Raw genomic sequence first — 21,015 nt, 5'->3', positions numbered from 1 at the left:
CGCGGCGGCATGAGAGAAGGAGAAGGCAGTGGCAGGGGAACGACAGGCACGGGTGGCCGACCGCATCCGCGTGGTTCTGGCGGAGCGCCTCGAGAGAGGGCTGCGCGACCCGCGGCTCGGATTCGTCACCATCACCGACGTCCGCGTGACGGGCGACCTGCAGCGCGCGTCGGTGTTCTACACCGTCATGGGCGATGAAGCGCACCGCGCCGACACCGCGGCCGCGCTGAAGTCGGCGACGGGGATGCTGCGCAGCGAGGTCGGCAAGAACCTCAACACGCGGCTGACCCCCACGCTCGAGTTCATCCTCGACGCGATCCCCGAGAACGCCGACCACATCTCGGCGCTCCTGCGCGAAGCGCGTGAGCGCGACGAGTCGGTCGCCGGTCTCGCCGCGAGCGCGTCGTACGCCGGCGACGCCGACCCGTACCTCAAGCCCCGCGACCTCGACGACGATGAGGACGACCTCGACGACGATGAGGACGACGACGAAGACGAGGACGACGAGCGCGACTGACGCACGACGTTTCGACGGCCGGATGCCACCCCGCACGGGGTCGCGTCCGGCCGTTCGTCCTTCCGGCTGACGGTGGAACGGCATTCTCCGTCGTACGGGGGAGGTCGTGGCATCCGGGAATTCCTAGGCTCGGGACATGACCGCTTCGTCTCGCCCGGACTGGGTCTCCATCGGTGTCTTCGCGGTGACCTCCGTCGCCCTGTCGTGGCTCGTGGCACTGCCGCTGTGGATGCGGGGACAGGGTCTCGCGGATCCGTTCCTCGGACTCGTCGCCGCCGCGATGATGTTCACGCCCACGCTCGGTGTGCTCGCCGCGCTCCTCGTGCAGCGGCGCACGCGCGGGCGCCGCGGTGCCCGGGCGGTGCTGCGGGAACTCGGGATGTGGCCGCTGCGCCCGGCCGCGCGGACGATCTGGACCTGCGTCGCGGTGATCGTCGCCACTCCGCTGCTCATCGCGCTCGGGCTCGTCGTGGTCGGGGCGCTGGGGCTCGCGACCTTCGACCCGGTCGGGTTCTCCGGCTTCCAGAAGACGCTCGAGGCCGCCGTCCCGCCCGGGACCCCGCTCCCGCCGGTCGCGGTGCTCGCCGCAGTCCAGCTGGCGATGATCCCGGTCGGGGCGATCATCAACGCGCCCTTCGCGTTCGGCGAGGAGCTCGGGTGGCGGGGCTTCCTCCTGCCGGCGCTGCGACCGCTCGGCGTGTGGCCGGCCCTGATCATCTCGGGCGCGTTCTGGGGGTTCTGGCACGCGCCCCTGATCCTGCTGGGATACAACTTCCTCGAACCCAACGCCTTCGGCGTCGTCCTGATGATCGCGGCCTGCGTGCTGTTCGGCATCCTGCTCGGGTGGACGCGGTTGCGCACGGCATCCGTCTGGCCCGCGGTCTTCGCGCATGGGGCGTTCAACGCCTCGGCCGGCCTCGGCGCCCTCGTCGTCGCCGCCGATTCGGCGACCCCGTCGCCGGTGGTCGCGGGACCGCTGGGCCTGATCATGTGGGGCGTGTTCGCGGTCGTGATCGCGGTGCTCGCGCTCACCGGTCAGTTCCGCGCGGACCGTCTCGACGTCCGGCTCGGGCCGGACCCGGTCGTCGCACCGGCGCCCGCGGCGGCCTAGCGGGGGAGGAGGAGGGCGCCGCCCTCGGCTTCGGCGAGTCCGTCGGCGATCAGCGAGTCGATCGCGCGGTCGCGCTGCACCGGGTCGGGCCAGTCGGGCACGACGTCGTCGAGCGGCACGGCAGCCGGCGCCGCCTCGCGCAGCACCTTCAGCACCGCGCCGCGGGCTTGGCGGTCGCTGCCCTCGTACTTCGCCTGGCGTCGGCGCCGATCCTCGGATGCCGGATACCCGGCCGCCCGCCACGCGCACTGCGCCGCGAGAGGGCAGATCCCGCACTTCGGCGTCCGTGCGGTGCACACGATCGCCCCGAGCTCCATCGCGGCGGCGTTCACGATCGCGGCCTCGCCGATGTCGGCGGGCAGCTCGGCCGTTTTTTCATGCGGGCGAGGTCGGACTTCCCCGGCGGCCCCGGCTGCGCGACGCCGTCCACGACCCGCGCGAGGACGCGGCGAGTGTTCGTGTCGACGACCGGATGCCGATCCCCGTACGCGAACACCGCGACGGCGCGGGCGGTGTAGTCGCCGATCCCGGTGAGCGCGAGCAGCGCGTCGACGTCGCGCGGGACGACGCCGTCGTGCCGGTCGCGGATCTCGACGGCCGCGCGGTGCAGCCAGAGTGCGCGCCGCGGGTACCCCAGGTTCGCCCACTGCGTCACAGCCTCCGCGGGGGCGGCGGCGGCGAGGTCGGTGGGGGTCGGCCACCGTCCCAGCCACGCTTCGAGGTGCGGGATGACGCGGGCCACGGGCGTCTGCTGCAGCATGAACTCGCTCACGAGCGTGCCCCACGCTCCGAATCCGGGCCGACGCCACGGCAGATCCCGCGCGTTGTCGCGGTACCAGGCGATGAGCGGCGCGGCGATCCCTGGCATCCCTCCACCCTATGAGCCCGCGCGACCGCCCCGCGCCTCTGCTGGGCAGCGTCGCGGCGTGCGTCCGCGCCCCCCACTCACACCGATAAACGCGATCCGCGGGTGGAAACGCGCTGCCGCGCCGTCTCTCCCCGTGGATCGCGTTTATCGCGGGGAGGGGCGGGGGCATCGCGGCAGTGGCAGAGCAGGCGGCGGCGGCGGCTCGGGGCGGGGCACAGCGGACGACCGTAGGCTGGAGGCATGTCGAGCGAGAACCCCGTCGAGACCCTGCAGCGGAGCCTGCGCGACCTCCTGCGTCAGAACGCGGGCAACGGACGTCTCGTCGTGGCGATCGACGCGCTGGATGCCACGGCCGCCACGGCCTTCGCGGACGGTTTCGCCGCGGCGGTCGGCGAGGACGGCACGGCGGTGTTCCGCGCGACCCTCGCCGACGACGCCGGCGACGTGCGCGAGCGACTCGTCGTACCCTTCCGCGCGGGCGAGCCGTTCGACGGCAGCAGCACGCCCGCTCCCGAGCGCGCGGTTCTCGTCGTCGACGGCCGCTTCCTCCACGCCTCGGGTCTCCGGGGCCTGTGGAACTGGTCGGTGTGGCTCGAGTCGAACCCGCCGATCGGCGCTCCGCGCCCGGAGCTCCCGGATGCCGAGAAGCAGTACGTCCGCACCGCGCGGCCGCGGGTCGCGGCATCCGTCATCGTCGAGAACTCCGACCCCGCGCACCCGGTGCAGGTGTTCGGCGACTTCTGCTGATGGTGCGCGCCGGCATCCTCCTGGTCGACAAGCCGGGAGGCATCACCAGCCATGACGTCGTGGCGCGAGCGCGCCGCGCGCTGGGCACCCGCAAGATCGGGCACGCCGGGACGCTCGACCCGATGGCCACGGGCCTGCTCGTGCTCGGCGTCGAGGGCGCGACGCGTCTGCTCACCTACATCGTGGGCGCCGACAAGACCTACGAGGCGACGATCCTCCTCGGTGTCTCGACCGACAGCGACGACGCCGACGGTGAGGAGACGGCACGGTCGGATGCCACGGCCGTCGACGCCGTGACCGACGAGGCGATCGCCGCCGGCATCGCCGACCTCACCGGCGAGATCGCGCAGGTGCCCAGCACGGTCTCCGCGATCAAGGTGCAGGGCCGCCGCGCGTACGACCTCGCTCGCGCCGGCGAGACCGTGGAACTGAAGGCCCGCCGCGTGACGGTGTCGCGGTTCGACGTGCGCGCGACGCGACGCGAGGGCGGGACGATCGCGCTCGACGTCGTCGTCGACTGCTCGAGCGGCACCTACATCCGCGCGCTCGCGCGCGACCTCGGTGCCGCGCTCGGCGTGGGCGGGCACCTCACCGCACTCCGCCGCACCCGCATCGGGTCCTTCGACGTCGGCTCCGCGGCATCCGTCGACGACATCGCCGAGGCCGCGCTCGTGAACCCCGCCACCGCCGCGGCGACCGTGGTCGGCGCGCTCGCGGTCGGCGCCGACGACGCGCGCGACCTGCGCCACGGCAAGCGGATCGAGGGCGGTGGACGTCTCACGGGGGAGCGCGCCGCGGCGATCGATCCGGACGGGCGTCTGGTCGGGATCGTGGAGCGGCGGGGGAGTCAGCTGAAGAGCGTCATGAACATGCCCGAGGAGGTCGCGGGATGATCCTGTGGTTCACACTCACGCAGGTGGGCGTCGCGGTCCTCGCGGGGCTCATCGCCGTCGTCGCCGGCCTCGCCGGGCGCCGCCCGTCCGACCTCACCGTCGGCGCGCTCGCGCTCATCGAGTTGCTGCTCATCGTGCAGATCGTCGTCGCGATCGTGTCGCCGTTCGCCGGCAACCCGCCGTCGGGCAGCCTCCTGGAGTACTGGACGTACCTCGTGTCGGCCGCGCTCCTGCCGCCCGCGGGCGCGGCGTGGGCGCTCATCGAGCGCAGCCGGTGGAGCACCGTCATCATGGGCGCGGTCGCCCTCGCGGTCGCGGTCATGGTGTGGCGCATGCACGTCATCTGGACGATCCAGCTCGCCTGACACGGCCCCGAGCGCCCGAGGCGGCGCGACGCCGACCGAACTAGACTCGGAAGGTCATGGCATCCACCACTCCCGCCCGCACCCGCGGAATGACCGGCATCGGCCGGGTCCTCGTGATCGTCTACGGCATCATGGCGCTCGCCGCCACCGGCCGCTCGTTCGTGCAGATCGTGCGCGAGTTCGACGACGCGCCCGTCGCGTACACGCTCTCGGCGCTCGCCGCGGTGGTCTACATCGTCGCGACGCTCGCGCTGATCTTCTCGGCGCGGCCCGCGTGGTACCGCGTGGCGTGGGTGGCCATCGGTTTCGAGCTCGTGGGCGTGCTGGTCGTCGGCACCCTCAGCCTCGCGCTGCCGTCGCTGTTCCAGCACCCGACGGTGTGGTCGGTGTACGGCATCGGCTACGTGTTCATCCCGCTCGTGCTGCCGTTCCTGGGCCTCTGGTGGCTCGTGCGGCACCGTGGAACGGCGTCGTGATCGTCTTCCGCGATCCCGCCGAGGTCCCCGCGGGGTTCGGGCCGTCGGTCGTCGCGATCGGCAAGTTCGACGGCGTGCATACCGGCCACCGCGCCGTGATCGATCGCGCGCGAGTCGAGGCGGCCGACGGCGCGCAGGTCGTGGCCGTGACGTTCGACCGCAACCCCTTGAGCGTCCTCCGGCCGGAGAAGTGCCCGCCCGACGTCATCGGTCCGCACCAGAAGCTCGAGCTGCTCGACCGGGCCGGAGTGGATGCCACCCTCCTGCTGACCTTCGATGAGACGCGGGCTGCGCAGCCCGCGGCGGACTTCGTCCGAGAGGTGCTCGTCGACGCTCTCGCGGCCCGGACCGTGCTGGTGGGGCGCGACTTCCGCTTCGGCGCCGGGGGAGCGGGCGACCCCGACCTGCTCGTCCGACTGGGGCACGAGTACGGCTTCCGCGTGGAGGTCGTGGACGACGTGCGCGCCGTTCACGCCGACCGCCGGGTGTCGTCGACGTGGATCCGCGAGGCGCTCGCCGCCGGCGACATCGCCACGGCCGCGCGACTGCTCGGCCGCGCGCCGTCGGTATGGGGCGAGGTCGTGCACGGGCTCCAGCGCGGACGCGAGCTCGGCTACCCCACGGCGAACCTGTCGCCCGATCTCGAAGGGTTCGTGCCCGCGGACGGCGTGTACGCCGGCTGGCTCGTCGACGTCGACGGGTCGCGACGGATCACGTATCCCGCGGCCATCAGCATCGGGACGAACCCCACGTTCGACGACGTGCACGCGCGGCAGGTCGAGGTGTACGTGCTCGACGAGACGGGCCTCGACCTCTACGGGCACCACGTCGAGGTGCGCTTCGTCGAACGCATCCGCGGCATGGCGGCCTTCGACGGCATCGACGCCCTGCTCGTGCAGATGGCCGACGACGTCGAGCGCGTCCGCGGCATCCTGTGCTGACGTTCACGGCGTCCGCCAGGGGCCTCCGAGCGCGTCCGCGGCATCCTGCGCTGAGGTTCGCGTCCGGTCTGGTCGGGGCGCGACCTCTCGCGCTGCAGCGCGCCCCGGCGTGAGCCCGCGCAGCCCGCCGTCAGTCGCGTCGCGACAGGTGGTTACGGATGCCGAGGAACGACGTCGCGGCCCCGAGGAGCATCAGCACGGCGGTGAAGATCGCGGCGCGGTGGAAGCCGTCGAGGTTCAGCGCGCCGCCCGCGACGGCCGACACCGCCGCGATGGAGAGCAGCCCGGCGATGCGCGACACGGCGTTGTTGACGGCGGAGGCGATGCCGGAGCGTTCCGGGTCGATCGCACCGAGCACCGCGGCGGTCAGCGGTGACACGGTCGTGGTCACGCCCAGGCCGAAGATCAGCACCGCGGGGAAGACCTGCGTCCAGTAGTCGAACTCGGGGCGGACGAGGAGGAGCAGCAGCGCTCCCACCGCCATGAGCGCGGGGCCGAGCGTCATGAACAGGCGCGGTCCGAAGCGGCCCGAGAGCGCCCCCGCCCGCGAGCTCAGGGCGATGGAGATGAGCGTCGCCGGTAGCGACGCGAGGCCCGCGAGGGTGGCCGGTAGCCCGGCGCCCTGCTGCAGGTAGACGCTGAGGACGAAGCCGTACAGCGAGAGCGCCGCGTAGACGAACATCGTCGTGAGGTTGCCCGCCCAGAAGTTGCGCGAACGGAACAGGTCCAGCGGCATCATGGGTTGGCGGGCGACCCGCTGGCGCAGGAGGAACCCCGCGAACGACAGGACGCCGACGGCCGCCGGCGCCCAGATGACCGGCGACCCCCAGCCGAGGTTCGGCTGCTCGATGAGGGCGAACACGACGCCGCCCAGGCCCACGGCGCACAGGACCGCGCCGAGGAGGTCGACGCGTGCGCCCGGGCGGCGGTGATCGGGCTGCGAACGCCGGGCGAGCAGCCACAGCGTCACCGCGATGGGGAGGACGTTGACGAGGAACACCAGCCGCCACGACAGCGCGTCGACGAACACACCGCCGATCACGGGCCCGGCGAGCATCGCCACGGTGGTCGCGCCCGTCCAGATGCCGATCGCGCGCGCCTGGCCGGCGCCGCGGAACGTCGACGTGATGAGCGCCAGCGAACTCGGCACGAGCAGCGCGCCCGCGACGCCCTGCAGCGCCCGCGCCACGATCAGGAACTCGGCCGTGGGCGCCGCGGCGATCGCGACCGATGTCACGCCGAACCCGATCAGTCCGATCCGCAGGACGAGCGTGCGGCCCAGCACGTCGCTCATCGACCCGGCGACGAGGATGAAGGCGCCGAGCGTGACGAGATACGCGTCGACGACCCATTGCTGCGTCGACAGCCCGCCACCCAGGTCCCTCGAGATCGCGGGAAGCGCCACGTTCACGACGGTGCCGTCGAGGAACGACACGAAGGATGCCAGAACCGCGACGGTGAGCACCACGCGCTGGTCGCGCGACATCGGTTCGGCCATCGCACCAGCGTAGGCGTCGCGGAATCGCCGGGGGAGGGGTACGGCAGGACCACCCACCGACGCGCTAGACTGGTGGCGGCCCCGTCACCCGCCTCCTTGCGAGCCGTTCCGGTGAAGACGCGTTGCGGGTCGCAGACGCTGCCGCTCCGGCGGTGAGTCTCGCGGCATTCTCCGGGGTCACTGATCCACCGGCCATGGGCCGGGACGTTCCGGACACATCCGGACGACACGCTCAGGAGGAGCATGCCGACCACGGCAACCGCCGCCCGAAGCTCGAGCCAACGGCGCCGCAAGACCTCGTCATCCCGTCGGGACGACGAGGCCCCCGTCATCCCCATCCTCGCCCGCAAGGTGCGCGAGGTCGAAGCCAAGGCCCAGCGCGGCAAGCTCGGCCCGACCAACCGGGTGAAGTTCCAGGTGATCGCCTTCCTCGTCCGCGAGGAGCGCGCCCGCGTCAAGGCCGACACCGAGATCACCGACGCCGCCCGCGCCGAGCTGCTCAAGCGCCTCGACGGCGTGGCCACGATCCTGGCCAAGACCGCCGCGCGCGACACGTCGCTCATCCAGCTGCTCGAGGTCGACCAGGCCACGTCTCCGGTCGCCCGCCGCATGCGCCGCGACTGGCTGCTGGAATCCGGCGCCGAGTTGCCGCCGGACGAGCTCATCATCACCGACAGCGCTCCGGCCACGGCTCCCGTCGTGCCCGCGGCGCTCGCCGAGAAGCAGGTCATCCCGCCCTCCATCGAGGCGCGCCAGATGGCGAACCCGTTCCTCGCGCCCGACCTCACGCCGCGCCCCACCGGTGACGCGCCGCGTCGGCGCCTCGACGGCTGGGAGCTCATGGGCCCGCTGTACAAGGCGTTCGAGACCGGCGCCGGCGGCTCGGCCGCCAGCATGGACCTGCCGCCCGTCCCCGAGTTCGACCGCGTCTCGCCGCGCGGACTCGAGGTCATGCCCCACCAGTCCCGGTTCCTCGAAGCCGTCCGGCAGGGCCACCGTCAGTTCCTGCTCGCCGACGAGCCCGGTCTCGGCAAGACCGCCGAGTCGGTGCTCGCGGCCTCGGTCGCCGACGCCTACCCGCTGCTGGTCGTCGTGCCCAACGTCGTGAAGATGAACTGGGCGCGCGAGGTGCAGCGCTGGACGCCGCACCGCCGGGCGACCGTGATCTCCGGCAGCGGCGCCGACATCGACGCCTTCGCCGACGTGTTCATCGTCAACTACGAAATCCTCGACCGGCACCTGTCGTGGCTGTCGTCCATCGGCCTCAAGGGCATCGCGGTCGACGAGGCGCACTTCATCAAGAATCTGTCGTCGCAGCGTTCGCAGAACGTTCTCGCGCTGGCATCCCGTGTCCGCCAGCAGACGCGCGATCCGCTGCTCCTGGCCCTCACGGGTACCCCGCTGATCAACGACGTCGAGGACTTCGACGCCATCTGGCGCTTCCTCGGCTGGACGAACGGCGAGAAGCCGGGTCCGGAGCTGATGGAGAAGCTGGATGCCACGGGCCTCACGCCCGCGGACAAGGCGTTCTATCCCGAGGCGCGCGAGGCCGTGATCTCCATGGGCATCGTCCGTCGGAAGAAGAAGGACGTCGCCGCCGACCTGCCCGACAAGCTCATCGCCGACCTCCCCGTCGAGCTCGACGACGAGTACGGCCGGTCGATCCGTCACGCCGAGCGCGAGCTGGGCGCCCGCCTCGCGGCGAAGTACCGTCGCATCATCGAGGCGCGCGGCGATCGCGGGCTCGCGCCGGGCGAGATCGACGAGGACATCGTGCGCCTCGTCGCCCACGGCGAGCTCGAGGAGAGCAAGGCCGCCGGCACCGGGTCGGAGAACGTCTTCACGATGGTCCGCCGCATCGGTCAGGCGAAGGCCCAACTCGCCGCGGACTACGCCGTGCAGCTCCAGCGCTCGGTCGGCAAGGTGGTCTTCTTCGCCAAGCACATCGACGTGATGGATGCCGCGGAGGCCCACTTCAAGGCATCCGGTCTGAAGGCGGTGTCGGTGCGCGGAGACCAGACCTCGACCGCGCGCCAGGCGGCGATCGACGCGTTCAACACCGACCCGTCCGTCGGAATCGCGGTGTGTTCGCTCACCGCCGCCGGCGTGGGGCTCAACATGCAGGCCGCGTCCAACGTCGTGCTCGCCGAGCTGTCCTGGACGGCCGCGGAGCAGACGCAGGCGATCGACCGCGTGCACCGCATCGGTCAGGAAGAGCCCGTGACCGCGTGGCGCATCATCGCCGCGCACACGATCGACACGAAGATCGCCGAGCTCATCGACTCGAAGGAGGGCCTGGCGCAGCGCGCGCTGGACGGCCTCGCCATCGAGCCGGGGTCCAGCGACTCGGTGCAGCTGTCGGCGCTCATGCACCTGCTGCGGCAGGCGCTCGGGGCCTGACCCGTCCCCTCACGAACGCCCCGGTCTCGCCGGGGCGTTCGTGCGTTGCCGCGTCGTGAGCTGTCCCCCATTTGGCGAGCGCGCCGGGTGGGGCACTAATGTCGAACGCGGCAGCGTCGCCGACTCGATCATCCCCAATAGCGAGGTTCCAGCATGAAGATCGGCATCCTGACCAGCGGCGGAGACTGCCCCGGGCTGAACGCCGTCATCCGTGGCGTCGTGCTCAAGGGCACCACGAATCACGACATCGAGTTCGTCGGCATCCGCGACGGATGGCGCGGCGTCGTCGACGGTGACTTCTTCCCCCTGACGCGCCACGAGGTGAAGGGCCTGTCGAAGGTGGGCGGCACGATCCTCGGCACGAGCCGCACCAACCCGTACGAGGGCGTGCGCGGCGGAGCCGAGAACATCTCCAAGACGCTGTACGGGCACCGCATCGACGGCATCCTGGCCATCGGTGGCGAAGGCACGCTCGCGGCGGCCGACCGCCTGTCGAACGACGGCATCAACGTCATCGGAGTCCCCAAGACGATCGACAACGACCTGCGCGCCACCGACTACTCCTTCGGTTTCGACACCGCGGTGAACATCGCGACGGATGCCATGGACCGCCTCCGCACCACCGGCGACTCGCACCAGCGCTGCATGGTCGCCGAGGTCATGGGCCGTCACGTCGGCTGGATCGCGCTGCACGCCGGCATCGCCGCGGGCGCGCACGTCATCTGCATCCCCGAGGTGCCGATGTCGATCGACGAGATCGTCGAGCAGGTCACGCGTGCGCACGACCGCGGCCGCGCACCGCTCGTCGTCGTGTCCGAGGGCTTCAAGCTCACCGGCATGGAGGAGGCCTTCAGCGACAAGGGCCTGGATGCCTTCAACCGCCCCCGCCTCGGCGGCATCGGCGAACTGCTGGCCCCCGAGATCGAGCGTCGTACCGGCATCGAGACCCGCGCGACAGTTCTGGGACACATCCAGCGCGGCGGTTCGCCGTCGGCGTTCGACCGCGTGCTCGCCACCCGCCTGGGGCTGCACGCCGCCGACGCGCTCGCCGACGAGGCCTGGGGCCAGATGGTCGCGATGCGCGGCACCGACATCATCCGCGTCCCGTTCGCCGACGCCCTCGGCGAGCTCAACAGCGTCCCGCTGTACCGGTACGAAGAGGCCGCCGCGCTCTTCGGCTGAGCCGCGCTTCCGTCGCCCCGTCCCGCCGCCGCGGGGCGGGGCGTCGTGTTTTCGGTGCCGGCGCGTCTTGCGGCTCGGCGTCGCGGGCAGCGCCGTTGCATGTCCCACTTATGGCGGTGCTCGTCCCAGTTGTGCCGATGCATGTCCCACTTCTGGCTGGTTGGTGGGCTCCAAGACCGCAATAAATGGGACATGCATTCTGCAGCGACCGGAGAGACGTCTCCTCCACAGCCGCCACACGAACGAAAAGCGTTGTGGACAACCCGGAATCGCGTCGACGCGTCCGGGACCCTGGAGCATGACTCGACCTCGCCCGCTTCCCACCGATCTCCCCGAGCGCTTCCATGTCGCCCATGCTCTGGGGAAGGGAGTGAGTCGCGCTCGATTGCGCGCCTCCGACCTCGCGGTGCCCTTCCACGGCGTGCGATCCCGCTCCCTCGGCGATGATGGTGGATCGCTCGTCGATCTATGTCGCGCGTACGCACCCAGACTCACGCCCGGACAGTTCTTCAGTCACGAGACGGTGTTCGCGTTGCGGGGCCTCAGCACGCCCGAGTGGCCCTACTCACCTCGCATCCATGTGTCGACCCACCGGCCCGCGCGAGAACCACGCACCGACGGCGTCGTGGGCCATCGGTTGCAGACGCGCGAGCCAGCCATCCAGATCGGACCTCACGGGATGCCGATGGAGAATGCGGTGCGAGCATGGCGACAGTGTGGTCGGCTCTGGCATCTCGATGACCTCGTGGCGGGTGCCGACGCGCTCCTAGGGGGTCGACGGCCGCTCGCCACCATCGACGAACTGGAGGCTGAGGTGGCTCTCATGGGGGATGTACGTCGCGGCATCCTGCGCCACGCCCTCGCTTTGGCGCGGCCCGGCGTGCGCTCTCCGAAAGAGACGCAGCTGCGCTTGCTGCTCGTTCGGGCCGGACTTCCGGAACCGGAGGTCAACGCCGACATCTTCTCGACGGAGGGCGAGTTCGTCGCGGAGATCGATCTGGCGTTCCGTGCGTGGAAGGTCGCTGCCGAGTACGACGGCCGTGTGCATGCGGAGGACCCGCGTCAGTTCGCGCGAGACGCCGATCGGTGGGCGGCGATCCGGGACGCGGGGTGGGACCACGTCCGCATTCTGAACCACCATCTTCGCGACGGTGGCGGTTCGGCCGTGGCGATGGTGCGCGATGCGCTGATCAGAGCAGGGTGGCGGCCGGGGCTCTGACTCGCATGTCCCACTTATGGCTGTCGCCGAAGGCTCTGGGCAGCAACCCTCGGGACATGCACCCGCCAAAACTGGGACATGCACCGCCATAAGTGTGACGCGTGCGCCGCCGGCAACCGCCCCTACTCCGCCAGGCCCAGGACGTCGAGCAGCCACGCCAGTTCGTACGCGCGCTCGCGCCAGGCGTTGTAGCGGCCGCTGACGCCGCCGTGGCCGGCGACCATCTCGCATTTCAGCAGCGCATCGGCGCCGACCTCGCGCAGGCGCTGCACCCACTTGGCGGGCTCCACGTACAGCACGCGGGTGTCGTTGAGGGAGGTGACGGCGAGGATCCGCGGGTACGCGACCCCCTCGCGCACGTTCTCGTACGGCGAGTACGACTTCATGTACGCGTAGACGTCGGCGTCGTGCAGCGGGTCGCCCCACTCGTCCCACTCGATGACCGTGAGCGGGAGCGACGGGTCGAGGATCGTGGTCAGGGCGTCGACGAACGGCACATCGGCGAGGATCCCGGCGAACAGCTCGGGCGCGAGGTTCGCGACGGCGCCCATGAGGAGACCTCCCGCACTTCCCCCCTCTGCCACGAGGCGGTCGGGCGTGGTGTATCCGGATGCCACGAGGTGACGCGCGACCGCGACGAAGTCCGTGAACGTATTTCGCTTGGCCTGCAGCTTGCCGTCCTCGTACCACTGGCGGCCCATCTCGCCGCCGCCGCGGACGTGCGCCACCGCGAAGACCACTCCCCGGTCGAGCAGCGACAGGCGCGGCACCGAGAACCCGGGCTCGATCGAGTGCTCGTACGAGCCGTATCCGTACAGGTGGACGGGCCGCAGGGACGCCCCGGGCTCTCCGAACGAGCGCTTCCACACGAGCGAGATGGGAACCTGCGTGCCGTCGTCGGCCGTCGCCCACGCGCGTGCCTGGCCGTAGTCCTCGGGGTCGAAGCCGCCGAGCACCGGCTGCCGCTTGCGGAGCAGCAGCTCGCCGGTCTCGATGACGTAGTCGTACACCGTGCCGGGCGTAACGAACGAGCCGTAGCCCACGCGGAGCACGGGCGGTGCCCACTCGGGGTTGCCGCCGGTGCCGACGCTGTAGAGCGGCTCGTCGAACGCGATCTCGGTGACCGCTCCGTCGGTGTACGACAGCAGGCCGAGACGCGCGAGCCCGTCGCGGCGGTAGGCGACGACGCCCCAGTCGCGGAACGTGTCGACGCCGAGCAGGCGCTCGCCGGCGCGGTGGGGGATCACCGTCTCGCGGGCGCCTTGCGGGTCGGATGCCGACACCCGGACGAGCTCGAAATCGAGAGCGCCGTCGTTGTGCAGGATGTACAGCACGTCCTCGCCGTCGACGACGGCGTGCTCGCTCGAGTACTCGACGCCCTCTCGCCGCGGCCAGACCACGCGGGCTTCGCCGCGGAGGTCGTCGGCGTCGATGAGTCGCTCTTCCGAGGTGATCGAGGATCCGACGCCGATCACGAGGAACCGGTCGCTGCGGGTGAAGTCGGCGCCGACCCAGTACCGCTCGTCGGGTTCGTGGAACAGCTGCACGTCGGCATCCACTCCCGTCCCGATCTCGTGCAGCCACACGGTGTCGGGGCGCCACGCGTCGTCGACGGTGGTGTACACGATGAAGCGGCCGTCGGGGGAGAAGGTCGCGCCCGAGAAGGTGCCGGGGATCTCGTCGGCGAGCGTCTCGCCGGTCACGAGGTCGCGGACGCGCACGGTGTACCGCTCGTCGCCCGCGACGTCGATGCCGTAGAGCATGCGCGCGCCGTCGTTCGAGACCTCGAAGCTCCCGAGCGAGAAGAAGTCGGTGCCCTCGGCCTCGACGTTGCCGTCGAACAGCACCTGCTCGCCGGGGACGGGCTCGTCGGGCGAGAGCACGGGCGGGGTCCAGTCGTCCGGGGACGCCAGGGGAGCGCGGCACTGGATGCCGTACTGCGCGCCGGCGACGGTGCGGCCGTAGTACCACCAGTCGCCGCGGCGGGCGGGCACGGACAGGTCGGTCTCGAGCGTGCGGCCCTTGATCTCGCCGAAGATCTCGTCGCGGAGGGATGCCAGGTGCGCGGTGCGCGCGTCCGTGTACGCGTTCTCGGCCTCGAGGTGTGCGATCACCTCGGCGTCGTCCTTGGCGCGGAGCCACTCGTACGGGTCGTCGAACGTGTCGCCGTGGTGAACACGGGGAGTGGGGCGGCGGGCGGCGACGGGGGCGGATTCAGCGGAGTCGGTCACCGTTCCACGCTAGTCGGCTCCCACCGTCCCGGTCCCGGTCTCGGGCCCCCCGTTTGACCGACGACGGTGCCGATGAAATGATGTCGTCGGCCCGGTGAACGCGGGTCTAACGTCAGGTGAACTCTTCGTTCTCCGCGCCGATCCCGTCGGCATCCCTCCCTTCCCCCTTACGGAAAGCGATCGGTGGAGAGCGCAGCCCTCATCATCGTGCTGGTCATCGTCCTGGCACTGTTCTTCGATTTCACCAACGGGTTCCACGACACCGCCAACGCGATGGCGACGCCGATCGCGACGGGCGCGCTGAAGCCCAAGGTCGCCGTTCTGCTCGCGGCGAGCCTCAACCTCGTGGGGGCGTTTCTGTCGACGGAGGTCGCGAAGACGATCTCGGGCGGGATGATCCGCGAGGACCAGTTGAGTCCCGACATCTTCCCGCCGATCATCTTCGCCGGCCTCATCGGCGCGATCACGTGGAACATGCTCACGTGGCTGCTGGGGCTGCCCTCGAGCTCGTCGCACGCCCTCTTCGGCGGTCTCATCGGCGCGACGCTCGTGGGCGTCGGAGCGTCGGCGATCGACACCGGCGTGGTGCTCAGCAAGGTGATTCTGCCGGCGCTGATCGCCCCGCTCACCGCCGGCATCATCGCGTTCACGGTGACCAAGATCGCCTACGGCGTCACGCGCCGCTACGACATGAAGGCGGACGGCCGCGACGGCTTCCGGTGGGGGCAGATCTTCACGTCGTCGCTCGTCGCTCTGGCGCACGGTACCAACGACGCCCAGAAGACGATGGGTGTCATCACCCTCGCCCTCATCACGGTCGGCTGGCAGTCGGCATCCGAACCCGATCCGCAGATCTGGGTCGTGCTGGCGTGTGCGCTCACGATCGCGCTCGGCACCTACATGGGCGGCTGGCGCATCATCCGCACGCTCGGCAAGGGCCTCACCGACGTCAAGCCGGCGCAGGGCTTCTCCGCCGAGACGTCCACGGCCGCGACGATCCTGGCATCCAGCGCGCTCGGCTTCGCGCTCTCGACCACGCAGGTCGCCTCGGGATCCGTGATCGGCTCGGGCCTCGGTCGGCGCGGGTCGACGGTGCGCTGGGGGACCGTGGGGCGCATCACCGTCGGGTGGGTGCTCACCCTCCCCGCGGCGGGCGCCGTCGGAGCCGCCGCAGCGCTCATCGTCGTGTGGCTGGGGGGCTGGGGCGTGGCGGTCGACGCCGTCCTCGCCGTCGCTATCATCCTCGGCCTGTTCCTGCGCTCGCGCCGCGACGAGGTGACGTCCGCGAACGCCATGAGCGAGGTCGCCGATTCGGGGGCCGCGGTGAAGGTGCCGCGCAAGCCCGGTCCGACGCGTCGGCAGCTGCGCCTCGAGCGCGCCCAGGCAGGGAAGGACAGCGACGCATGATCATCAACTGGGAAGCCTTCCTGCACGTCTTCGTCGCCGCCCTCCTGGGCGCCGCGATCGTCGTGACGTTCTACGCCCTGGGCCTCCGGCTCCTCGTGCGGGGCGGGCGTCCGCCGCTGGTCGCGCCCGCGGAGTTCACGGATGCCATCACCGTGCTCACCGACAAGCAGAAGCGCCGCGCCGAGAAGGCGGTGGCCAAGGCGGCGGCGCGCAATCCGCTCAGCACGGGCCAGAAGCGGCTCGCGCTCGCCGCGGCGTACGCGTGCTTCGCGGTGTGCGCCGCGGCGGTCCTCGCGGCGCTGCTGCTGATCCTGTTCCACTGACGCGGCTGTCGGTGCCCCCTCGTAGGCTGAGGGCATGGCATCGGTGCAGTTCGGTCAGCACACGCCCGCGCGGCGCGTGATCCTCCATCTCAGCGACACGCATCTGCTGGCCGGCGACCGGCTGCTGGGTGAGCGCTACGACACCGCAGCGCATTTGCGGCGGACCCTCGAGGCCGCCGAGGCGACGGGCGTCCGTCCGGATGCCGTGGTCTTCACCGGCGATCTCACCGACCTCGGCGAGCCCGACGCGTATCGCGCGCTGCGCGAGGCCGTCGAGCCGTGGGCCGCGCGCCTGGGCGCGCCGGTGGTGTGGGTCGCGGGCAACCACGACGAGCGTCCCGCTCTGCGGGCGGGTCTGCTCGACGGGGAACCGACCGAGGAACCCGTCACGGGCTTGTGGGACCTCGACGGCCTCCGCCTGATCGCGCTCGACTCCAGCGTCCCGGGGTGGCACCACGGCGACCTCGACGCCGCTCAGCTGGAGTGGCTGCGCGCCGAACTGGCCGAACCCGCGCCGTTGGGCACCATCCTCGCGCTGCACCACCCGCCGCTGCCGACCCACATCCCGTTCTTCGACATCCTCGAGCTGCGCGATCAGCCGGGCCTCGCCGCGGCGATCGCGGGCAGCGACGTCCGGGCGATCCTCGCCGGGCACCTGCATTACTCGACATCCGGCACGTTCGCCGGGGTGCCCGTGAGCGTCTCGGCCGCCTCCTGTTACACGATGGATCTCGCGCGGCCCGCCGACGAGGTCAACGGCATGGATGCCGGGCAGTCCTTCCACCTCGTCCACGTGTGGGACGACACGATCACCCACGCGGTCGTGCCGGTGGTGGATGCCGAGCCGGCCGGGTATTTCACGCCCGAGTGGACCGCGCGGATGGCCGCCCTGACCCCCGACGAACGTCTCGAGGCCTTCTCGCGCAAGCGGTGAGACGCTGTACGCCGGGGAGGGGAGGAACCCGGCGACAGGCCGTGGCGTCCAGCGACGCTCGTGCGGGCGGTGGTTAGGCTCGGGGGATCCCTGACCGCCGTGAACGACCCACGAGGACATCCCCCATGGCTTTGGACGCAATGACGCGCACCCGCATCGAGACCGACTCCCTCGGCTCGCTCGAGATCCCCGCCGATGCCTATTGGGGCATCCACACGGCGCGGGCTCTGGAGAACTTCCCCATCGCGAAGCGACCCATCTCGGTCTACCCCGATCTCGTCGTGGCTCTCGCGATGGTGAAGCAGGCCTCGGCGCGCGCGAACCGTCAGATCGGCGTCCTCGACCCGGGCAAGGCCGATCTCATCGATCGGGCCGCGCAGCGCGTGATCGACGGCGAGTTCCACGACCAGTTCACCGTCGGCGTGATCCAGGGCGGCGCGGGCACGTCGACCAACATGAACGCGAACGAGGTCATCACCAACATCGCGCTCGAGATGGCGGGGCGGGAGAAGGGCGACTACGCCTTCCTGTCGCCGATCGACGACACCAACCGCAGCCAGTCGACCAATGACGTCTACCCGACCGCGATCAAGATCGGTCTGTCGCTGACGCTGCGGAGCCTGCTGGAGGAACTCGCGCTTCTGCGACAGTCGTTCCTCGGCAAGGCCGAGGAGTTCCACGACGTCCTCAAGGTCGGACGCACGCAGCTCCAGGATGCCGTGCCCATGACGCTCGGGCAGGAGTTCCACGGTTTCGCCACGACGCTCGGCGAGGACTACAGCCGTCTGACCGAGAACGCGTACCTGCTGTTCGAGATCAACATGGGCGCGACGGCCATCGGCACCGGCATCACCGCGCACCCCGAGTACGGTCCGGCGGTGCTGCGTCACCTCCGTGAGATCACCGAGCTCGACCTCGCGACGGCCACCGACCTGGTGGAGTCGACGAGCGACACCGGCGCGTTCATGTCGTTCTCGGCATCCCTCAAGCGGAACGCGATCAAGCTCTCGAAGATCTGCAACGACCTGCGGCTGCTCTCCAGCGGTCCGCAGGCGGGTCTGGGGGAGATCAACCTCCCCGCACGTCAGGCGGGGTCGAGCATCATGCCCGGCAAGGTGAACCCGGTGATCCCCGAGGTCGTGAACCAGGTGGCGTTCGCCGTCGCCGGCGCCGACCTCACCGTGACGATGGCGGTCGAGGGCGGCCAGCTCCAGCTCAACGCGTTCGAGCCGGTGATCGCGCATTCGATCTTCCAGTCGATCACCTGGATGCGTCAGGCCATGTGGACGCTGCGCGTCAATTGCATCGACGGCATCACCGCGAACCGCGAGCGTCTCGGCGCGATGGTCGGGTCGTCGGTCGGCGTCGTGACCGCCCTGACGCCCTTCATCTGGGTACGCCGCGGCCGCCGCGCTCGCCAAGACCGCGCTCCTCACGCACCGCAACGTCGCGGACCTGGTCGTGGAGGCCGGCCTCATGACCCGGGACGAGGTCATGAAGCAGATCTCACCCGCACGCCTGTCGGGTCTGCAGGCGATCACCGAGGCGATCCCGGTGATCCGCGCGGCCGACAGCGTCGTCGAGGACTGAGCGCCGCGGGGCGCTGCGCCGCGCCGCCGCGCCGCGCCGCCGCGCTGCGCCGCCGCCGCTCTGCCCGCGAGACTGCATCCGCCTGACATCTCCACTGCACGCTGCAATGGTCTTGTCAGCCGGATGCAGTCTCGGCGATCGGGGCCCGGGATGCCGCGGGCGCGGCGCCGCGACGCGAGCGCGGGGTCAGCCCAGGATGCGGCAGTGCGTCGTGAGCTCGCCGATGCCGTCGATGCCGACGGTCACGGTCGAACGGTCGCGGAGGAAGATCTGCGGATCGCGGGAGTAGCCGGCGCCGCCGGGGCTTCCCGTCGAGATGAGCGTGCCGGGGAGCAGCGTCGCCGACTCGGACAGCTTGTGGATGAGGGTCGCGACCGACCGCACCATCTGTCCCGTCGAGGCATCCTGCACCGTGTGGCCGTCGACGACCGTCCAGATGTGGAGGTCCTGCGGGTCGGGGATCTCGTCGGCCGTGACGACGAAGGGGCCGGTCGGGGTGAAGCCGTCGAACGACTTGCAGCGCGACCACTGCGCCTCCGAGAACTGGATATTCCGCGCCGTGATGTCGTTCACGACGGTGTAGCCCCAGACATGGTCGAGGGCGTCGGCTTCGGCCACGTCACGCCCGGGGCGCCCGATGATCACGCCGAGTTCGGCCTCGTAGTCCACGGCCTCGCTCAGGGTGCGGGGCCACGAGGTCGTGCCTTCGTGCGCGGTCAACGAGTTCGGCCACAGCACGAACACGGTGGGTCCGGCATCCGTCTTCAGCCCGAGCTCGCCGGAGTGCGCGGCGTAGTTGAGCCCCACGGCGAGGATCGTCGGGGGAGCGAGTACCGCGGAGGCGAAGGTCACGCCCGGGAGGGGATGCCGCGCCCCGGCGTCCGCGCTCTCCCGTACGCGCGCGAGCAGGTCGTCGCCGCCGGCGATGAGCTGCTCCAGGGTCGACGGAGCGCCCGGGAAGAGTTCGTCGACGAACGCGTACTCCTCGCCGTGCACGGTGATCAAGCGAGGGGCATCCGCCGCCTCCGGGGAACGGACGTGGGCGAAACGCATGCCTCCACGCTACCGGTCCGGTCGGCGCGGGATGCCGTTCCCGGCTGCCGCAACCCTCCCCGGGCCGCTCCGCCGACGCCCCTAGGCTGTCCGCATGAGCTACCCCTCGCCCCTGTGGCAGCCGGGTCCGGGTGAGCCCGCCCGCATCGCCGACGCGCCGGCCTCCGCGACCGCCGCCGCCGTCCCTCCGCGCCCCCGCCGCGGCGGGGCCATCCTGTGGGTCGCAGCGGCACTCCTGGTGCCGGTGCTGGCTCTGCTCGTGCTGTACTTCCTGCGGTTCCTCGGGCCCGCGGCATCCATCGTCGGGATGATCCTCGCGGTGGTGCCGTTCGTGATCGTGTGGTTCGCTGTGCGGCTCATCGACCGATGGGAACCGGAACCGCGCCGACTCCTCGTGTTCGCCGTCGCGTGGGGCGCCATCGCCGCCGTCGCGATCGCCCTGGGCGTCGACGCGCTGCTGTCGTTCCTCACCGGAGGCCTCGGCGACGTGTTCCGCTCCGTCGTGCAAGCTCCGATCGTCGAGGAGATCGCAAAGGGGCTGGGGCTCCTCCTGCTGTACGCGGGTGCCCGCCGGTACCTGGACGGTCCCGTCGACGGCATCGTCTACGGGGCCCTCATCGGCGCCGGATTCGCGTTCACCGAGAACATCCAGTACTTCGCCGTGAGCTTCATCGAGGGCGGGACGGTGCAGGTCGTGAGCGTGTTCTTCCTGCGGGCCGTCCTGTCGCCGTTCGCGCACGTGATGTTCACGAGCCTCACGGGCTTCGCGTTCGGGCTGGCCGCACGTCGAGCGCTGCGCACCGGGCCCGCGATGCGGTACGCCCTCCCCGGACTGGTCGGCGCGATGCTGCTGCACGCGCTGTGGAACGGCTCGGCGACGTTCTTCAACTTCTTCGAGGTCTACGCCACGCTGCAGGTGCCCCTGTTCGTGCTGTTCATCCTCGGCATCCTGGCCCTCCGTCGCGAGGAGGCGCGGCTCACCCGGGCGCGCCTGGGGGAGTACGCCGCGGCGGGCTGGTTCACGCCGCAGGAGGTCGACATGCTCGCGACCGGCCCCGGGCGCCGGTCGTCGGTCGCGTGGGCGCGTTCTCTGCCGGGCGATCGGTCGGCGGTGATGAAGACCTTCATCCGGGATGCCACGGCGCTCGCCGCCGCGCGACAGCGCGCGCTCTCCGGTCGAGACGCCACCGCGCCCGCCCAGGAGCGTGAACTGCTCCAGCGCACCACCGCGGCCCGGGCCGCGCTCCTCGCCCGCTGAGC

Annotated in this window: 17 protein-coding genes and 2 pseudogenes; 15 read left to right on the top strand and 4 right to left on the bottom strand. The window is 71.1% G+C overall.

Going from position 1 to position 21,015, the window contains the following annotated elements; genetic code table 11:
- Positions 1–28: 28 nt before the first annotated feature.
- Both rbfA and RKD05_RS00520 read left to right on the top strand, forming a co-directional pair.
- The gene (gene rbfA / locus RKD05_RS00525) at positions 29–517 is read left to right on the top strand and encodes a 30S ribosome-binding factor RbfA (protein WP_424707369.1); all 489 of its coding nucleotides are present in this window, start codon (positions 29–31) and stop codon (positions 515–517) included.
- Positions 518–653: 136 nt separating this feature from the next.
- Positions 654–1,628: a lysostaphin resistance A-like protein gene (locus RKD05_RS00520; protein WP_424707368.1), complete on the top strand. Its 975-nt coding sequence runs from the start codon at positions 654–656 to the stop codon at positions 1,626–1,628.
- Here the strand turns inward: RKD05_RS00520 and RKD05_RS00515 are convergent.
- Positions 1,625–2,496 (bottom strand): annotated as a pseudogene (locus tag RKD05_RS00515) (A/G-specific adenine glycosylase). The gene RKD05_RS00520 and the pseudogene RKD05_RS00515 sit on opposite strands and share 4 nt — an antisense overlap.
- 240 nt (positions 2,497–2,736) lie before the next feature.
- Between RKD05_RS00515 and RKD05_RS00510 the strand changes: the two are divergent.
- Genes RKD05_RS00510 through RKD05_RS00490 form a run of 5 tightly spaced genes read left to right on the top strand, consistent with a single transcriptional unit; the run spans position 2,737 to position 5,918 of the window.
- Positions 2,737–3,243, top strand: coding sequence for a hypothetical protein (locus RKD05_RS00510; protein WP_424707366.1), 507 nt, complete (start codon positions 2,737–2,739; stop codon positions 3,241–3,243).
- A complete protein-coding gene (gene truB, locus RKD05_RS00505) occupies positions 3,243–4,136 on the top strand; it encodes a tRNA pseudouridine(55) synthase TruB (RefSeq protein ID WP_424707364.1) in 894 nt (297 codons plus the stop codon). The genes RKD05_RS00510 and truB overlap by 1 nt, the downstream gene beginning before the upstream one ends.
- Positions 4,133–4,501 (top strand): hypothetical protein, encoded by a 369-nt coding sequence (locus RKD05_RS00500; RefSeq protein ID WP_022879258.1) that lies wholly within the window; start codon positions 4,133–4,135, stop codon positions 4,499–4,501. The genes truB and RKD05_RS00500 overlap by 4 nt, the downstream gene beginning before the upstream one ends.
- Positions 4,502–4,557: 56 nt before the next feature.
- Positions 4,558–4,977 (top strand): hypothetical protein, encoded by a 420-nt coding sequence (locus RKD05_RS00495; protein ID WP_424707363.1) that lies wholly within the window; start codon positions 4,558–4,560, stop codon positions 4,975–4,977.
- Complete coding sequence (locus RKD05_RS00490) at positions 4,974–5,918, top strand: bifunctional riboflavin kinase/FAD synthetase (protein WP_424711749.1); 945 nt, start codon at positions 4,974–4,976, stop codon at positions 5,916–5,918. The genes RKD05_RS00495 and RKD05_RS00490 overlap by 4 nt, the downstream gene beginning before the upstream one ends.
- A gap of 130 nt (positions 5,919–6,048) precedes the next feature.
- Here the strand turns inward: RKD05_RS00490 and RKD05_RS00485 are convergent, their stop codons facing one another.
- The gene (locus RKD05_RS00485) at positions 6,049–7,416 is read right to left on the bottom strand and encodes an MFS transporter (RefSeq protein ID WP_424707361.1); all 1,368 of its coding nucleotides are present in this window, start codon (positions 7,414–7,416) and stop codon (positions 6,049–6,051) included.
- A gap of 243 nt (positions 7,417–7,659) precedes the next feature.
- Here RKD05_RS00485 and RKD05_RS00480 point away from each other — a divergent pair, with 243 nt between their 5' ends.
- The 3 genes from RKD05_RS00480 to RKD05_RS00470 all read left to right on the top strand — a co-directional run bounded on the left by RKD05_RS00480 (position 7,660) and on the right by RKD05_RS00470 (position 12,217).
- Positions 7,660–9,816: a DEAD/DEAH box helicase gene (locus RKD05_RS00480; RefSeq protein ID WP_063257999.1), complete on the top strand. Its 2,157-nt coding sequence runs from the start codon at positions 7,660–7,662 to the stop codon at positions 9,814–9,816.
- Positions 9,817–9,969: 153 nt separating this feature from the next.
- Complete coding sequence (locus RKD05_RS00475) at positions 9,970–10,998, top strand: 6-phosphofructokinase (protein WP_022879797.1); 1,029 nt, start codon at positions 9,970–9,972, stop codon at positions 10,996–10,998.
- Between the two features lie 385 nt (positions 10,999–11,383).
- Positions 11,384–12,217 (top strand): hypothetical protein, encoded by an 834-nt coding sequence (locus RKD05_RS00470; protein WP_424707360.1) that lies wholly within the window; start codon positions 11,384–11,386, stop codon positions 12,215–12,217.
- A 122-nt stretch (positions 12,218–12,339) separates the two neighbouring features.
- On the opposite strand, the gene RKD05_RS00465 is transcribed toward RKD05_RS00470, so the two are convergent.
- On the bottom strand, positions 12,340–14,448 hold the full coding sequence (locus RKD05_RS00465; RefSeq protein ID WP_424707359.1) for a S9 family peptidase: 2,109 nt from the start codon (positions 14,446–14,448) through the stop codon (positions 12,340–12,342).
- 183 nt (positions 14,449–14,631) lie between these two features.
- Here RKD05_RS00465 and RKD05_RS00460 point away from each other — a divergent pair, with 183 nt between their 5' ends.
- From RKD05_RS00460 to RKD05_RS00445, 4 genes and pseudogenes are all read left to right on the top strand, one after another.
- The gene (locus RKD05_RS00460; RefSeq protein ID WP_424707357.1) at positions 14,632–15,855 is read left to right on the top strand and encodes an anion permease; all 1,224 of its coding nucleotides are present in this window, start codon (positions 14,632–14,634) and stop codon (positions 15,853–15,855) included.
- Positions 15,852–16,178: a peptidase gene (locus tag RKD05_RS00455; protein WP_424707356.1), complete on the top strand. Its 327-nt coding sequence runs from the start codon at positions 15,852–15,854 to the stop codon at positions 16,176–16,178. The genes RKD05_RS00460 and RKD05_RS00455 overlap by 4 nt, the downstream gene beginning before the upstream one ends.
- Positions 16,179–16,212: 34 nt before the next feature.
- Positions 16,213–17,112 carry a phosphodiesterase gene (locus RKD05_RS00450; protein ID WP_424707354.1) on the top strand — a complete coding sequence of 300 codons (900 nt, stop codon included), beginning with the start codon at positions 16,213–16,215 and terminating at the stop codon, positions 17,110–17,112.
- A gap of 125 nt (positions 17,113–17,237) precedes the next feature.
- Positions 17,238–18,702: pseudogene (locus RKD05_RS00445) on the top strand (aspartate ammonia-lyase).
- Positions 18,703–18,888: 186 nt separating this feature from the next.
- Here RKD05_RS00445 and RKD05_RS00440 read toward each other — a convergent pair.
- Entirely contained in the window at positions 18,889–19,755 is an 867-nt protein-coding gene (locus RKD05_RS00440) for a fumarylacetoacetate hydrolase family protein (RefSeq protein ID WP_424707352.1), read from the bottom strand.
- 94 nt (positions 19,756–19,849) lie between these two features.
- Between RKD05_RS00440 and RKD05_RS00435 the strand changes: the two genes are divergently transcribed.
- A complete protein-coding gene (locus RKD05_RS00435) occupies positions 19,850–21,013 on the top strand; it encodes a PrsW family intramembrane metalloprotease (protein WP_424707350.1) in 1,164 nt (387 codons plus the stop codon).
- The last annotated feature ends 2 nt before the right edge of the window (positions 21,014–21,015 follow it).

It is taken from the genome of Microbacterium sp. SLBN-111 (genome assembly GCF_049739645.1).
Lineage (GTDB): Bacteria > Actinomycetota > Actinomycetes > Actinomycetales > Microbacteriaceae > Microbacterium.
Note: the sequence above shows the minus strand (reverse complement) of the source record. Positions and strands in the feature narration are given on the sequence as shown.

What these genes read in the sequence shown, in the direction of transcription:
- RKD05_RS00520 (WP_424707368.1), top strand. Translation starts at nt 654, where the DNA reads ATGACCGCTTCGTCTCGCCCGGACTGGGTCTCCATCGGTGTCTTCGCG.
- RKD05_RS00510 (WP_424707366.1), top strand. Translation starts at nt 2,737, where the DNA reads ATGTCGAGCGAGAACCCCGTCGAGACCCTGCAGCGGAGCCTGCGCGAC.
- truB (WP_424707364.1), top strand. Translation starts at nt 3,243, where the DNA reads ATGGTGCGCGCCGGCATCCTCCTGGTCGACAAGCCGGGAGGCATCACC.
- RKD05_RS00500 (WP_022879258.1), top strand. Translation starts at nt 4,133, where the DNA reads ATGATCCTGTGGTTCACACTCACGCAGGTGGGCGTCGCGGTCCTCGCG.
- RKD05_RS00495 (WP_424707363.1), top strand. Translation starts at nt 4,558, where the DNA reads ATGGCATCCACCACTCCCGCCCGCACCCGCGGAATGACCGGCATCGGC.
- RKD05_RS00485 (WP_424707361.1), bottom strand. Translation starts at nt 7,416, where the DNA reads ATGGCCGAACCGATGTCGCGCGACCAGCGCGTGGTGCTCACCGTCGCG.
- RKD05_RS00480 (WP_063257999.1), top strand. Translation starts at nt 7,660, where the DNA reads ATGCCGACCACGGCAACCGCCGCCCGAAGCTCGAGCCAACGGCGCCGC.
- RKD05_RS00475 (WP_022879797.1), top strand. Translation starts at nt 9,970, where the DNA reads ATGAAGATCGGCATCCTGACCAGCGGCGGAGACTGCCCCGGGCTGAAC.
- RKD05_RS00455 (WP_424707356.1), top strand. Translation starts at nt 15,852, where the DNA reads ATGATCATCAACTGGGAAGCCTTCCTGCACGTCTTCGTCGCCGCCCTC.
- RKD05_RS00450 (WP_424707354.1), top strand. Translation starts at nt 16,213, where the DNA reads ATGGCATCGGTGCAGTTCGGTCAGCACACGCCCGCGCGGCGCGTGATC.
- RKD05_RS00440 (WP_424707352.1), bottom strand. Translation starts at nt 19,755, where the DNA reads ATGCGTTTCGCCCACGTCCGTTCCCCGGAGGCGGCGGATGCCCCTCGC.
- RKD05_RS00435 (WP_424707350.1), top strand. Translation starts at nt 19,850, where the DNA reads ATGAGCTACCCCTCGCCCCTGTGGCAGCCGGGTCCGGGTGAGCCCGCC.